The sequence below is a fragment of the Acidobacteriota bacterium genome, assembly GCA_040754075.1.
Classification (GTDB): Bacteria; Acidobacteriota; Blastocatellia; order UBA7656; family UBA7656; genus JBFMDH01.
In genome coordinates this window covers 16,572-31,738 of the sequence record JBFMDH010000020.1, presented here as the reverse complement: position 1 = coordinate 31,738, position 15,167 = coordinate 16,572, and the positions used below count along the sequence as shown (strand labels likewise).

7 protein-coding genes are annotated in these 15,167 nt (G+C 51.2%); 3 read left to right on the top strand and 4 right to left on the bottom strand.

Annotation, left to right across the window (positions count from 1 at the left end):
• Positions 1–22: 22 nt before the first annotated feature.
• Entirely contained in the window at positions 23–1,645 is a 1,623-nt protein-coding gene (locus tag AB1757_19840) for a serine/threonine protein kinase (GenBank protein MEW6129302.1), read from the bottom strand.
• A 145-nt stretch (positions 1,646–1,790) separates the two neighbouring features.
• Positions 1,791–3,209, bottom strand: coding sequence for a protein phosphatase 2C domain-containing protein (locus AB1757_19835; GenBank protein ID MEW6129301.1), 1,419 nt, complete (start codon positions 3,207–3,209; stop codon positions 1,791–1,793).
• 151 nt (positions 3,210–3,360) lie between these two features.
• Between AB1757_19835 and queG the strand changes: the two genes are divergently transcribed.
• Entirely contained in the window at positions 3,361–4,521 is a 1,161-nt protein-coding gene (gene queG, locus AB1757_19830; protein MEW6129300.1) for a tRNA epoxyqueuosine(34) reductase QueG, read from the top strand.
• Here queG and AB1757_19825 read toward each other — a convergent pair.
• On the bottom strand, positions 4,514–7,444 hold the full coding sequence (locus AB1757_19825) for a protein kinase (GenBank protein ID MEW6129299.1): 2,931 nt from the start codon (positions 7,442–7,444) through the stop codon (positions 4,514–4,516). The genes queG and AB1757_19825 overlap by 8 nt on opposite strands.
• A gap of 530 nt (positions 7,445–7,974) precedes the next feature.
• On the opposite strand from AB1757_19825, the gene AB1757_19820 reads away from it, so the two are divergent.
• Together AB1757_19820 and AB1757_19815 are read left to right on the top strand one after the other, a co-directional pair.
• Positions 7,975–10,173: a YncE family protein gene (locus tag AB1757_19820; protein ID MEW6129298.1), complete on the top strand. Its 2,199-nt coding sequence runs from the start codon at positions 7,975–7,977 to the stop codon at positions 10,171–10,173.
• A gap of 122 nt (positions 10,174–10,295) precedes the next feature.
• Positions 10,296–11,507: an RluA family pseudouridine synthase gene (locus AB1757_19815; GenBank protein MEW6129297.1), complete on the top strand. Its 1,212-nt coding sequence runs from the start codon at positions 10,296–10,298 to the stop codon at positions 11,505–11,507.
• A 111-nt stretch (positions 11,508–11,618) separates the two neighbouring features.
• Here the strand turns inward: AB1757_19815 and AB1757_19810 are convergent, their stop codons facing one another.
• Positions 11,619–15,107: a PAS domain S-box protein gene (locus AB1757_19810; GenBank protein ID MEW6129296.1), complete on the bottom strand. Its 3,489-nt coding sequence runs from the start codon at positions 15,105–15,107 to the stop codon at positions 11,619–11,621.
• Positions 15,108–15,167: the final 60 nt, after the last annotated feature.

Here is a 15,167-nt window from a genome sequence, read left to right as displayed (position 1 = left end):
TCTCTGTTAATTTCTTCATCTATCAAAAATCAATCAGCCTGCTGTTAATCCAACCGGTATCCACGCTGAGGTTGTCTGTCGGGGCGTCAACCGGCAAGGGGGTCGGCGGAACATACGTAACTTTCACGCGCACCCAGCCATCACGTTCTTCTCCCATTTTGCGAATTCTCGTGCCACGCGGCAGCCAACGTAAAGTTTTACCTTTGGTGGTGGCGTCGGCACGTAATTTGACGAATTCTGCGCCTAAAATTTCTCCATCCTTATCAATCCAACTGATTAAGGAAGGTTGGTTTGAAAAATAGAGATAAACTGATGACACGAATCCGCCAACCGCAAGCAGTAGAAAGACAATAAACGCCCAACGCAAATAATTGGGTTTCACTTTCGAGCGCATCTTGTCGAAGACATTGCGCTCAAGTTTCGTGTCGGTTTGCAATTTTCGCGTTCGCACAGCATCAACGTTTCTTTGCGCAACCGCGCCTTGTTGAACGAAGTGGTTTTGCATTGCGTTGTTTGCTGGCGTTGCCGTCACCGTAGCCGCTTGTTCGGTGGCGATTTGCGAAACCGTGACATTTTGCGAAGTCTGATTCCCTGAATCCTGAATCCTGAATCCTGAATCCTGTTTTCGCGTCGGCAAATCCACCACGATGCGCGCCTGCTTCGGCAGGCGTTTGCTCGCGGTTGCCGGGTTTTGAAAGTTGGGAACGGTTGACGGGCGTTCGACATCGCTGGTGCCTTGCAAACGCGAACTCACATGAGTTTTTTCTTCATCCTCTTCGGGAAGCAGGTTATTGATGGCGGCAAAATCTTCCCAGAATTCATTGACCGTCGCATAACGGTCAGCCACCCGCGTTGCCGTTGCTTTGTTTAAAACTCTAAGCAATGCGCCGCCCCACCGTTGCATCACGAGTTCGGTTGGTAAACTCGAAATCGGACGGCGCGAAAAGCCGCGCGGCGCGCGTCCACACATCGCTGTGTAAATAGTTTTTGCCAGTGAATAGACATCAGCCGAAGGCGTAAGTTTTTCATCACAGGCTTCGCCATCGTCTTCCGGGTGATGTTCGGGTGGCGCGTAAACGTCAGTGCCAACACGGGTGATTTCATCATCGACATTTTGCCCGGTCATTTTGGCAACCCCGAAATCGCAAATCTTTAAGGTTTGATGGTCAGTCGACAGCAATAAATTTTTCGGTTTGATGTCGCGGTGAATCACTTGTTGCGAATGTGCGTAAGCGAGGGCTTCGGCGACCTGCTCAAAATAGAGCATCACTTCATTGAGACTGAGCGGACGTTTTTTGCATAGCGACATCAAATCGCCGCCCGGCATATATTCGAGCACCAGGTAATGAAAGAGTTTTCCGCCTAAATCGATTGCCGTTCCATGACCGAGACGACGAATGATATGCGGGTGGCGAACTTTATCCAGGGCGTTCGCTTCGTTTTGAAAATTCTCAACCAGTGTGCGTTCGAGGTCGGTATCGGGCGTGCCCTGCAAGGATGAATTCAAGGCTTTGATAATCACCGGCGCATCATCGAACTGTTTGTCATAGGCGAGAAAAATTTCGGCATAACTGCCGCGCCCCAGACAGCGGTCAACCGCGTAGCGTTCATCAACTATGCTGTTTGCTAATTTCAGTTCTGCCACTTTTTTTCACGAGGATTCAGGATTCAGGGGAGAAGAAACGACGAAGGCGAAATGCTGAACGATGGATAATTGCAAACCGCTTTCTGTTCATCATTCATCGTTCCTACTTCATACTTTCCTTTCCCTGAATCCTATATCCTGAATCCTATCTGTTCGGCGCTTGTATGGTTGCCGGTTGCGCCGCCGATTTCTTTAGTTCAACATAACGTTCAAACAGGGCATCGGCTTTATTTTTTTCGCCGAGCGCGCGTTGCGCCATTGATGCGTGTAAATAAAATTCGGCGCGTTTGTTTTCGACTTTAATTGCTTCATCAAAATTTTCCCGCGCCTTGACGTACTCGCCTTGTTCAAACTGTACCCGCCCCAGCCAGTACCTGGCTTCGGCGTTTTGCGGTTCGCGGGTCACGATACCCGCAAGGATATTGGCAGCGGCTGCCGCACTGCCTTTTTCAAAATCTTCACGCGCGGCTTTGATTTGACTTGCCGTGTCATTTGCGGGCGGCTTGGACGTAGAACCTTTTTGCCATTCTGACAATTTATATCCCGCATAAAAAGCGCCGCTGATGCCAATGATGAAAACCACAACCCAAATCAGCATCCGCGATTTATTCGGGGTATCCGCCTCATCGAATTGCGAACTGGAAGGCGTGCCCCAAACGCTCTCTTCTTTGGTTTCGCCGAAATCGACTTCAATGCGACTGCGGGGCGCGGCGGCGCTTATTGAATGAGCACTGGCTTCACGCGCCGCGAGTTTGCCCGATTTTTTAATCCGCGTAGGCATGGTTGCGGGTGTATGTTTTTTCAAGAAACGTGAGATGCCATCATCAGTGCCTTTGACGGGCGAGATCCGCGCGCGTCCGAGTTGTACAACAATAGCGGTTAAATTGTCATCCGCGCCGCGCGCATGGACGATGCGTTTCAATTCGTCGGCGGCTTCCTGCGGGTCTTTGTTTTGCGAAAGCACACGGGCAATCTCTTCGTCGGCAAGATGGCGATAGATGCCGTCGCTGCACAGTAACAGGCGCGCACCTTCTTTAAGAAGGATGGATTTGATTTCAACCTCGACATCCGCTTCCGCGCCAAGCGCGCGATTGATGACATTGCCTTTCGGGTGGCGTTCAGGCGTAACCCCTGCGCGAATGTCATCATTGATGTCGGTGTGGTCTATGGTTTCGCGGTAAAAATAGCCGTCTTCGAGCCGATAGACGCGACTATCGCCGACGTGTGCGATGGTCGCTTGATTATCGCTCAGGTGAATGAGCGCAACGGTGGTTGCCATCGTTCGGTAATCGGGATTGCCTTCGGCAAGTTCATGGATATCGCGATTGGCGAATTGAATGGCGCGGCTGATTAATTCTCTGGAAGACCCGGCATTAATGTTGGCAAGCGATTCTTCAATGGTTTCGGCAGCCATGTGGCTTGCGACCTCACCGGCTTTTTGCCCGCCGACGCCATCAAAAACCGCGAACAATCCGTGTTCGGGAACCGAAAGAAAGTTGTCCTGATTCACCGGGCGTTTCGGATTCAACCCTCTGTCGCAAATAATCCCAACTTTGATGTCCATAACTTTCTTTTCCCACACTGGCGCGGCAATCATTTTAGCATCAACGCTCACCTCGTTGCGATAGGTTACTACGCTGAAACGCAGGCGAAAGATGCGATGAAGTTCGGCAGGTGAATTGACACCGAAAGTTCACCGTGCGTAGTCTAAAAACGTGAACCATCTGGTCGCACAAATAAAAAGCGCCGCGCGCGAACTTGGCTTTGAAGTTATCGCCATCACTTCAGTTGCCCCGCTTGCGCGTGACGCGGAACTTTTTCGCGAGTGGCGCGACGCCGGTTTTGCCGCTGAGATGCATTACCTGACGCGGCGCACAGAGCTTCACACAAATCCGCAAACTCTTGTGCCGCAAGCCGCATCGCTTGTCACCCTCGCAGTGAATTACTATGTCGAAGCGCCCGCTTTTCAACACCAAAATCGTTATGGTCGGGTGGCGCGTTATGCCTGGGGGTTGGATTATCACGATGTGGTGAAGGCGCGATTATTGTTACTTGCCGGTGAAATTGAAAAACTTGCGGGGCGCAAAATCTATTCGCGGTGTTTTGTCGATGCCGTGCCGCTACTGGAACGCGGCATTGCGGCACGCGCCGGACTCGGATTTTTCGGCAAGAATACCAATATTTTACAACCGCAAGCGGGTTCATGGTTTTTTCTGGCAGAGATTTTTCTTGACCTTGAACTACCTGTCGAAGACCGCGACATCAAGGTGAGTTGCGGCACCTGTCATCGTTGTCTGAATGCCTGTCCGACCGATGCTTTCGATGGCGCGTATAAACTGGATGCGCGGCGTTGTATTTCATATCTGACGATTGAACACAAAGGCGCGATTCCGGTTGAATTGCGCCAAGGATTAGGCGAATGGCTTTTCGGTTGCGATGTCTGCCAGACGGTTTGTCCTTTCAATCGGTTTTCAACCGATACGAAATGGCTGGAGTTCAAACCTGAACGCGGCGCGGGTGAGCGGCTTGATTTAGTTGGATTGCTTTCGATTGCCAGTGATGCGGAGTTTCGCGAGCGGTTCAAAGGCACACCGCTCACCAGACCCAAGCGCCGAGGGTTATTGAGAAATGCTACGATTGTTGCCGCTAATATCGAATGCACCGCAGCAATTCCAAACCTAATAGAACGGATTGACCATGACCCTGAACCGTTAATTCGTTCGCACGCCCTCTGGGCGCTTGCGCAACTTGATTCAACCCAAGCGAAGCCAATAGTCGAACGATTGCTGCGCGACCCTGAGCCGTCGGTAAATGCAGAAGCGGCGAAACTCAAACTTTCGGAAAACGTAATTCCATCGCCGACGAAAGCTATTTAAATTTTTCAAACTCACGGCGGGCTTGTTGAAGAATCGGCAGATTCGCGTCTGCGTCTTTCCAGATGGCAAAGAAATCTTCGTAGGCTTTGCGGCTTTGCGCTTTATCATTGCTGAGCGCGATGGCGCGGGCGACCTGCAAATAAGCCAGCGAATACAAGCCCGAATTGACATTGACGCCGGGGCTGTCGAGGATTTTTCTGAATTCAGTTTCGGCGCGCGTCCCGTCACGCGCACCAAGATACGCCAAGCCGCGAACGTAAAGCGGCCAGTAAGCCGCCGCATAACCTTTCTCATAACGCCGCGCCGTTTCGAGTAATTCAACCGCGCCGGTGAAATTGTTGCGACGCAATTCGACGATGGCTTTTACCGTTGGCAGCCATACAGCATTCAACAGGGTATCTTTGGGATAGCGTTTGACCTGCTCATTGATCAAGTTGAGCGATTGTGTCGCTTCGCCACACATCGCCAGCGCCAACGCGCCTTCGATAATCGCGGCATTGGTTTTGGCAAGCGCCATCGCGCTTGCCACGCCTGTAGCCGTTTGCTGGCAACTGCCGGTGACCGCTTCGCGCAACGTCGCGCTGATGGCAAACTGCGAAGCGACTTCATTCAGCCCGCGTTGTTTGGCAAGGTCAATCGCGTGATTCGATAACGCGCGGGCTTTTTCCAATTGCCCGGAAAAGGTTTTGCTTTTCGCCTGCCAATCGACCGCTTCATATTCATTTGGCTTGCCGGTTAAAAAATCAATCTCTTTCTGCATCGCCTGCGCATCATTGTGCGTAAAGCCAATCAGGTAAAGCCCCCAGTGATAACCGACGGAATCCAAGCCTTGAGCGAGCGCCTGTTCATAGGTCGCGTTGGCTTCGTCGAAACGATTGAGGCACATCAAGGCGATGGCGAGATTTGAATAAGGTTGGGCGCGCGTCGGATTCAATTGAATGGCGGCTTGCGCTTCTTCGATGGCGCGCTCGAATTGTCCCATCTGCGCGTAATAAAACGCCAAAGTGTTGGGCGGTTCGGCGGCGCGCGGATAGGTCTGCCGCCAGAGTTCGAGGACTTCGATGATTTTATCCAGTTCGCGTGTGGTCAGTGAATAGTAGCGCCACGAGATGAATAACTTTTCGCGTTCGCTGACGCGGTCTTTCATCTCAAAAGCTTTGGTGGCTGAGGCTGCCGCGAGTTCCGATTGACGGCTGTTATCGTAAGCCACCGCAAGCCGCGCGTGCGCCATTGCAAAATTCGGGTCTAATTCGACGGCGCGTTTGTAAAACGGAATGGCTTCCAGATAGCGCCCGCGGGTTTGCTGTTCACTGCCGAGGGAAAAGGCTTTCAAAGCTTCAAGCGATGAGGTGGTTGCCTGTTCAATCGGCGCATCGTAGCGATTGATGGTGCGCAGGGATTCACCCAATTTTTCGCGCAGATTCGAGGCGGCGTTACCGAGCGCCGTCAGCACCCGTTCTTTACTTTCGGCTTCGACCTGCTGGCGGGCAATCGCATCTCCGGTTTGCGCGTTCAGGGCTTCAAGCGAAATCACATAATGGCTGCCGAGACTGGAAATCGAACCGGTCAATAAGGCTTTCAAACCTTGTCGCTGACAAATCTCGCGGGCTACCGGAACGGTGAGCCGTTCATCCGGCGAGCGGTTCATATAACGCAAGGTTTCGCGTATGCGTTCATCTGAAAAAATACTTAGAAAAGGCGATTGTTCCAGTTGTACCGCTAAGGCTTGTCTCAGGGTGCCGTCAAAAACCGCATCCCTGGTTGTGTTGGTGAAATCGGCAAGCAACACGGTATCGCGTTCATTTAAGACTGCGGTTTTGCGTGGGAAAACCCACAAAGCCACAATCGCGCCAATGACGAGGAGCGCAAGCGCCGCGGTGACAATTTTATTCTCTTTGACTTTGACCAGAATTTGTTGAGAAATCGAACCGGTCGTGGCGCCCATCGCAAAACTGTCTTGCGCCGTCTCTTTTACCGTGATGACCGGTTTGGAAACCATTTCGCGGGTCGTATAGGAATCGGAACCGGCAGCGTGACCGAGTTCATAACGATGTTTGACCCGGTATTCAAGCGACCGCAGTTCATTGATTAATTCCTGAGCCGATTGATAACGCTCATTTCTATCCTTTTTCAACATTTTCATCACGATGCGATTGATCGCTTCCGGGAGTTCTTCGGAAATTTTGGTGAGCGGCACCGGTTCCTGATTTAAGATCGCGGCAATCACATCAAACGACGTCTCGCCTTCAAACGGTCGTTTGCCGGTTGCCATTTCATAAAGGATAACTCCAAGACTGAAAATGTCGGTGCGCGCATCAATGTTTACGCCGCGCGCCTGTTCGGGCGACATATAACTGGGACTTCCCAATACCACATTGGAATCGGTATTCACGACTGCCAGCGTCGCCTCACCGGTGTTTTCAGCTTGAGCAGAACGTTTCTCGTTGAAATGTTCCGTCAACTTGGCGATACCGAAATCCAGCACTTTAATGTAGCCATCGCGCCGCAGCATGATGTTTTCCGGTTTAATATCGCGATGCACGATGCCGGCTTCGTGCGAGGCAGCGAGCGCGCTGGCAATTTGGATGGCAATGTCGAGTAATTCTTTGAGGCTCGGTTTTGACCGCGATAAATGCTGACGCAGGGTTTCGCCTTCGACAAATTCTGTCGCGATAAAATGGGTAGTTTGGTCAATGCCAACTTCATAGATGGTGATGATGTTGGGATGGTTCAGCGCCGATGCGGCATAGGCTTCCTGTTCAAACCGGCGCAACTGCCCGTCATCGCCGGTAAACCCGGACGATAAAATTTTAAGCGCCACCCGTCGCCCCAGATTTTTATCTTCCGCGAGATAAACCTCACCCATACCGCCGACGCCAATCTGCTTGATAATCCGGTAATGAGAAATGGTTTCCTGAAGCATGCGATTTACAAACTTACAGTTTCGATGTCAGGTCAATCCTAACAACTTTTTGTCTATATCACGATTCACTGGTTACGGAAAACAATAGACGTTGTTTAAAAGAAAATTTTTCGAGCGTCGAACACCGTAAGGCATGGGTAGAATATCATGGCGGGCAATAGACCGGCAGAGATTTATCAAACCGAATCAACTTTTGCGAAAAATTATTTATCGCGGCAGGTAAACCAAGGGGGTTCGATGAAAAGCAAGCGCAAAGCCCGCAGAGGATGCCGAGGACTGACCAAAAATGTACCGTACCATCGCTGTGAACTCTCCCGACGATTTCACCATTGCTCAAGAGCATTTGATGGAATCTGCATAACATCGCAAAAATTTAACCAATAAAAGCTTGATTTGAGAGCTGAGAATTTTGGTTAAAAAAATTCTCAATGTGTGTTTCTCATTAGTTTATTTACAAAACTTTTGCTAGATTTACTTTCCCACACCAGGAAGCAGGAAGCCCTACGAAAAAACGATTCAGGTGAAAAGCCATGAAAGCACGTCCCCTCACTGTGCGCAGGTTGGTTTTGCTTGCGCTGTTTGCCTTTTTGTTGACCGCTTCGTCGCTCATTCGACCCAGACAATTTGTAGTGACTGCACAAACGGTCGCGCCGCAAGGAACCCTCGTTGAACTCAGCCTTGATGACGGGCAACCGGAATGCGCCGCCGGAACCGGCGACCTGCTTAACGGAAAAAATTTCGGCTGGGCAAATAAACTGACGCCGACCGTTTACCCTGCGACTTTGCGCACCATCACTATCGGTTTTCAACGCAACATTCCAGACCGCGAAGTCAAACGCGATGCGCTCTATCGCATAGTGGTTTATGCCGACCCTGAAAATGACGGACCCGCACAGGAGCAAACGCCGCTTGCCGCCTTTACCGGTCGCGTGCGTGGCACAGAGAGTTTTATGACTTTCAATCTGGTAACGCCCGTTACCATTGATGCGGGCAGTTTCGTGGTCGGCGCAATCGACGACGATGGATTTGGGCCATTGCCTGCGATGGTGGACATCCCAGGTAAATCCGCGCAGCCCGGAACCGAATCTTATTTGTCATTTGATGGCGGCGTACACTGGCGAACCCAGGCATCGATATTCGGCAGTTTGCCAAATTGCACAGGCGGAGCGGGCAGCGCCGCCGGTAGCTGGTTGATTCGCGCCACCATCGAAACCGGCACTGCCGAAACCCCAACCATCACCAAAATCAAAGACCCTGCGGCAGTCGAACCCTGGGCGGTGGCGGTGAGCGCGAATGGCGCAGAAGCCTTCGTCGCCAATTATGTTTCCGATAATCTCACCATCGTTAAAACCAGCGACAATAGCTTTATCAATGTTCCGGTAGGCGATGGCACGGGCGGCGCGCCCGATGGTCCTTATGGTATTGCCGTTGATGCAGCGAACAATTTATATGTGACTTTGTTCGGGTCAAACACCATTTTGACCAAAGAATTTCCGATTGATTATGCAACCGTTGCAGCGGGGCGAGTCGCCGTTTTGTCGAAGCAGGCAAATGGCACCTACGCGCAAACCTTCATCAACGTTGGGAAGGGACCGAAAACGCCTGCGCTCGGTATGATTGATGGAACCGCAAAACTTTATGTGCCGTGTGGCGGTGATGGTCGCGTCGATGTGATTAACACGGCGACGAAAACCAAAATCCGCGAAATCGCGGTTGGCGTTGATCCGTCGAGTTGCACATTTTCGCTCGGCAACAGCAAACTCTATGTGACCAATGCCGGTGATGGCACGATTTCGGTGATTGACACGCACACCGATACCAAAATCAAAGATATTGTGCTTCCTGACACTGCGCCGCCCGCGCCGGGACTTCCACCTTTGCCCGCATTAAAAAATCCGGTAGCGGCAACGGTTTCGCCTACGAATGGCAACCTCTATGTCGCATTCAATGATGCAGCCGCAAATCCCAACGGCGCGATTGTTGAAATTGATACCTGTAGCGATAGCTTTCTGCGATTTGTCATAGACCCGGCGACCGTGGGGACACCCGCAGGCAGCGCGGGCGCAACCGGAATTGCCGCGCCAACCGCGCCGCTCACGCGCAACACGACGAGCGGACTCACGAATGAAGCCGGTGGTGGCGGCGGTGGCATTTTTGGCATCGCTTCATTTTTAACCGATAAGAACAGCGAAATCGTTTTCACCAATGATGGATTGGGGATTATCGGGGTCATCGATTCGCGCATTGATCAAATAGTTACCGCTCCGGCAATCGCTGCGGCAAATTGTCCGAAACTGCGCGGCTTGGCAACGCGCACTGAACTCCTCACGGCTGCGGGAAATCCCAATCAAATTACCGGCTATAAACTCACGTCGTTTGTTGCCTGCGGACAACCTGATAGTTCCCTGTTGATTGTGAGTGTCCCGTCACTGCGTGAAAACATCGCCACCGTTCCGGTGATTGACTCACTGGAACTTGGCAAAAAACAAATCCTTGTCAAAGGCAAAGGTTTCGCGCAGGGCACGCGGCTCGAAGTTGTTGACCCGGCATCGGGCATCTGTTTGTCATTTACCAAAGCGGCGCACGTGAATCTCGAAGGCACAGAGATTGTGCAAAAAGCGATTGTCACGGATGGACGCAAAGCCAGAGCGGTGATTCCGAAAGGCACCCGTTCGCCGATTCGCATCATCAACCCGGATGGCACGGTGCGCGTCTATTTTCCGCAGTAGTCGACCGCTTATCTGACAGCAATTGTGCGTGAGTAAAGCTGACTGCTAATAAAAAACACGGCGAAGGGAGGGTTGTAAATCTCTTCGCTTTATTTTTTTCTTTGCGGGTACAATCAAATGTGATGATGCAACGCATTCAATTTCACATTCAACAGGAAGAGGCAGGCAAACGCCTTGATCGGTTTCTCGCGTCGCAACTCAGCGCCTTGAGCCGTATGCGGATTGCCAATCTGCTTGCCGGGCAAGCCTGTCTGGTCAACCACGAACCGCGTCCCGCCGGTTATCATCTTGCCGCCGGTGATTTCATTGAACTGGAATTCAGCAATGAAGTGCCCACGGGAATGAATCCTGAAGCCATCGCGCTTGAAATTCTTCACGAAGATGAAGACATCATCGTTGTCGTTAAGCCGACGGGAATGCTGGTGCATCCGAATCGCTCAACCAAAACCGGAACTTTACTGAACGCCCTCGCCTACCACCTGAATCAATTGCGAATTGCGGGGCAGGCTAAAGCCTCCCGCGAATTGCGGATTTCCAATGAACCGTCATCTCTCTCTCAGGGCGAGCAAAGGTTCGCTACTAATGGAGATTTAACGCCCGCACCAATGAACAGTGCTGCCTCATCTGAAAACGCTCAGGCAGGTATAAACGAAAATGCCGAAGCCGGTTCAATGCCGGAGGTCTGTCGCAATCCGCAATTCATCATTCGCCCGGGGCTGGTGCATCGGCTTGACCGCGCAACTTCGGGTGTGATGGTGGTGGCAAAAAATCAACGAGCCTTGAGTCTGCTTACCAAACATTTTCATAAACGCAAAGTCGAGAAACGTTACCTCGCATTGGTAGAAGGCGAGGTGCGGGAAGACACGGGAACGATTATTGCGCCCATCGGTCACGATGAAACGCGCAAACCGCCGCGTCGCGTGATGGCAGATGGCAAATATGCTGAAACCAATTTTCAGGTGTTGCAAAGATTGAATGGCGCGACGCTTTTGGAACTTGAACCAATAACCGGGCGCACCAACCAATTACGCATTCATACGGCTTATATCGGGCACCCGATTATCGGTGATGATATTTATGGAAAGGAAGTCGCGAGTCTGGAGTCTGGAGTCGCGAGTCAAAAAACAGAACGACCAGCAGACCCCGAACACCGGATACCTAAATTCAAGCAGTTGACTCCAGACTCGCGACTCCAGACTCCAGACTCGCGTTTATGTCTGCACGCGGCGCGGCTTGCGTTTCATCATCCGGTTGATGGCAAGTGGCTGATGTTCAATTCACCGTTGCCTGAAGATATTCGGAAGATTTTGCAGCAATATCAGCGGGTGGATTAGAGCGGCTTGCCAAACCATTGACTGAAGTTAAGGAAGCGGTCTTTGACCGCGATTGAGCGGACGGTCAAAAACCGCTTGTTCAACCGAGTCCACGAAAAGTCGCAAACGGCTCTAATGGCAATTGAGTAAGTCTTGAATGATGACGCGAATTTCCTCGAATTTGAAAGGTTTGGCAATTCGTCCGTCAATCGAACCGACCTCTTTAATTCGCTCCTCAACGCGGTCGGGATTATAGCCGCTCATCAATAACACTTTGGTTTCCGGGTTGAGCGCTTTTATCTCCTTGGCGATGGCGATGCCGTCGGTATCCGGCATGGCAAGGTCGGTAATGACGAAATCGAATTTAGAACCGGCAAGCAACTGCAACGCTTCATCACGCCCGGCTGCCTGCGCCACTTCGTGCCCCATATTTTCAAAAATGGAATAGAGGGCGCGGCGGACAATCTCTTCATCATCAATGACCAGGATATGCTTTTTCGCTGCCGGAGCCTCAGCCGGTTTGTTGATTGACTCAACGGTCGGGAGTATCGCAAGCGGCAGGATGATGGAAAAGGTGGTTCCGTAGTGTGGTTGACTTTCAACTGTGAAATGACCGTTGTGGCGTTCGACGATGCGATAGCTTTCGCTGAGTCCCATGCCGAGACCGGCAGCGCCTTTCGTGGTAAAGAACGGGTCAAAGATGCGATTCTTGACTTCTTCGCTCATGCCGATGCCGGTGTCTTTAAAATTGATGGTAACGTCATTTTCATTCACCGTGCCGGAAATGCTCATGCTGCCGCCTTCGGGCATGGCATCCAGCGCATTGAAAATGAGATTGATAAAAACTTCGCGCAATTCCGAAGGCTCGCATTTAACGAATAACTCTTCGCTGATTTCCCAGTCGAGCGATACGCCATAATTTAAGCCGAGAGCTTCGGCTTCATAACGCCAGCGCGGGCGCGTGATGTCTATGGCATCGCGCACGATGTCAGAGATTTTTGCGATGGTGAATTCATCCTGTTGGGCGCGCGACCGGGCGAAATTTTGAATGCGTTCAACCATGCGCGCAGCATCTCTTGAAGATTGTTCGATGAGCCGCAGATGACCTTGAATTTCCGGGTCATTGGTTTTGCGAACCGCGAGTTGTGAATAACCGATGACCGCCGCCAGGGCATTATTGAAATTGTGCGCCACGCCGGATGCCAGTTGTCCGAGGGCGCGCAATTTATCGGCTTGTTGCAAGCGTTCCTGCTCGCGATATTGTTCGGTGATGTCGCGGGTGATGGAAACAACGCCGGTTAGTTTCCCTTGTTCATTGAATGACGGCGAAAGCGTTTTGGAAAGCAGCAGGCGTTTACCTTTCGGACTAGTGTACCAGACAATCTGATTGTTGATGCGAATGCGATCATGCAAAATCAGATTGACCGGTTGCTCATCGCGAGAAAGCAGGCGTCCCTCTTTATCGGTGAACAGCCCATCAACGAGATTTATCCAGTAATCGGAAACCATCTGCTCTAATTTGAAACCAAATAGCTTTTGCGCGGCTTGATTGGCGCGCACCACCTTGCCGGTTTCATCGAAAATAATTAAGGCATCAGCCAGTTGTTCGATGGTGGCTTTTAAACTGCCGCGTTCCTGTTCGACCTCTTCCCGCGCCGAATAGAGCGCCGTGAGGTCGCGAAAAACCTGTACAGTGGCGGTGTGATTGCCGTGGTCATCAAAAACCGGTTCAATGCTTGCCAGCAGCGGATAGCCGGAAACCACGCCCGCCGGCAGTTCAATGGTGCCGCGCGTTTTGGTGGCTCGCAACTGACAAAGCGGGCAAAATTCTTCACTGATAAAACTATCGTCAGGATGCAAAAGCCTGCCGACATTGCGCCCGATAGCCTCTTCATAAGTGAGATTGGTTCTTTCAAAAAACGCTTTATTGGCGCGTATCAAACGGTCATTGGCATCGGTGAGCAAAACTGAATCAGGCATCGCATCAAAAGTCGTGCGCCACTCGCGTTGCGCTTTAATCAATTGCTCTTCCTGCTTTTTCCGCTCGGTTATATCGAGCGTTGCCGTCAGCAAACAGGGTTCATCCACCAGCAGAATCGGCTCAACCGACATCAAGCCGATCATGATTTCGCCTGAACGTTTGCGGAATCTGACTTCAAAATCTTTAACCCGTTTCTGCCGATTAAACAGGCGCAACAAATTGTCGCGCTCTTCCGGGTAAGCCCACAGACCGATTTCATCTACCGTGTGACCGATCAGTTCTTCGCGCCGGTAACCGCTGTGGTCGAGAAAGGATTCATTGACATCAACAAAACGCGCGCCTTGCAAGGTGAGGATTGCCATATGCAGCGGATTGGCATGAAAAGCTTTGGAAAAGCGTTCTTCCGAAGCGCGCAACGCGAGTTCAGCGATTTTCCACTCGGTAATATCGGTTATCGTCGCCAGGAAACAATCATTGCCATTCACCATGATGGATTCGCCGCAAAACAGACCGTATCGCAACTCTCCCCATTTTGTGCGGTAACGCGCTTCCATATCTTTAAGCGGAATATGGCGGTCGCGATGCGCCACCAGTTCCCGTTGATTTTCTTCGTCAACCCATAAGCCCAACTCGGCGGTCGTATGCCCGATCACTTCTTCACGGCTATAGCCGGTCGCCTGTAGGAAGCTATTGTTGACATCAATAAAACACCCATAATGCGACAAACTCATGGGAATCGGACTGGCATTGAAGGCTTTGGAAAACCGTTCTTCGGAAACTCGTAAAGCCTCTTCCACCACTTTTCTGTCGGTAATGTCAATCAAGGTCTCTTCAATGAATGGCTCATCTTCGCCGGGGTCTCCGATTAAATTCACATTGGCGAGAACCCAGACCGCGCTGCCATCTTTTTTTCGCAGGCAAAGTTCCAGATTGGTGAGCGAACCTTGCGCCGTGAGTTGCCTGATAAAGGCTTCGCGTTCGGCTTTTTGGAAATATAAATCGGATGCATTCAAGGCGAGCACTTCTTCTCGCGAAGCAAATCCCAGCAACTGGGCATACGCTTCGTTGCAATCGATGATTTGCCCTTCGAGCGTCCCGCGATAGACGCCGGCTAAATTTTTTTCAAATAACAGGCGGTAGCGTTTTTCGGAATCTCGATATTGTTTTTCCCGGTGTTGTAAATTTTTTTGCGTCTCCCATTTTTCCGTAATATCACAAAAAACCACAACGATGGCAAAAACTGTCCCGTCCGCCTGTCTTAAAGGTCCGGCATTGATGAGTTGATAACCCATCTCGCCTTTGTGGTTATAAAACCGATAAGGCTGTTGCTGAACGGTTTCGCCGTGTAAAGCGCGCCGCAAAGGCGATTCATCGCCGGGCACTTCACTGCCATCAAGATATTCCAATCGCCAATAACCTTCATAATCGCGCAAGGTCATCGAATCCGGAATTTCGCCGCGCAGTTCTTTGCCGCAGCGATTCATCAAAATTGGTACACCATCCGGCGCCCGCGCAATGAAAATGCCTTCCGGTATCATATCTAAAATCGATTGCAGGGTTTCGCGGTGCTCATTTAAATGCGAAAGCTCCAGTTTCGACAGATTGATGATTGAGAGATTAAAGGGAGATAGATTATCCATAGACCGGGTTTCGACACGCTTTCCGAATAGGGAATCGTTTCCCTGCACATCAAGAGGGCT

Coding starts and splice junctions, on each gene's coding strand:
- AB1757_19820 (MEW6129298.1), top strand. CDS start 7,975: ATGAAAGCACGTCCCCTCACTGTGCGCAGGTTGGTTTTGCTTGCGCTG.
- AB1757_19815 (MEW6129297.1), top strand. CDS start 10,296: ATGATGCAACGCATTCAATTTCACATTCAACAGGAAGAGGCAGGCAAA.
- AB1757_19835 (MEW6129301.1), bottom strand. CDS start 3,209: ATGGACATCAAAGTTGGGATTATTTGCGACAGAGGGTTGAATCCGAAA.
- AB1757_19810 (MEW6129296.1), bottom strand. CDS start 15,107: ATGGATAATCTATCTCCCTTTAATCTCTCAATCATCAATCTGTCGAAA.
- AB1757_19825 (MEW6129299.1), bottom strand. CDS start 7,444: ATGCTTCAGGAAACCATTTCTCATTACCGGATTATCAAGCAGATTGGC.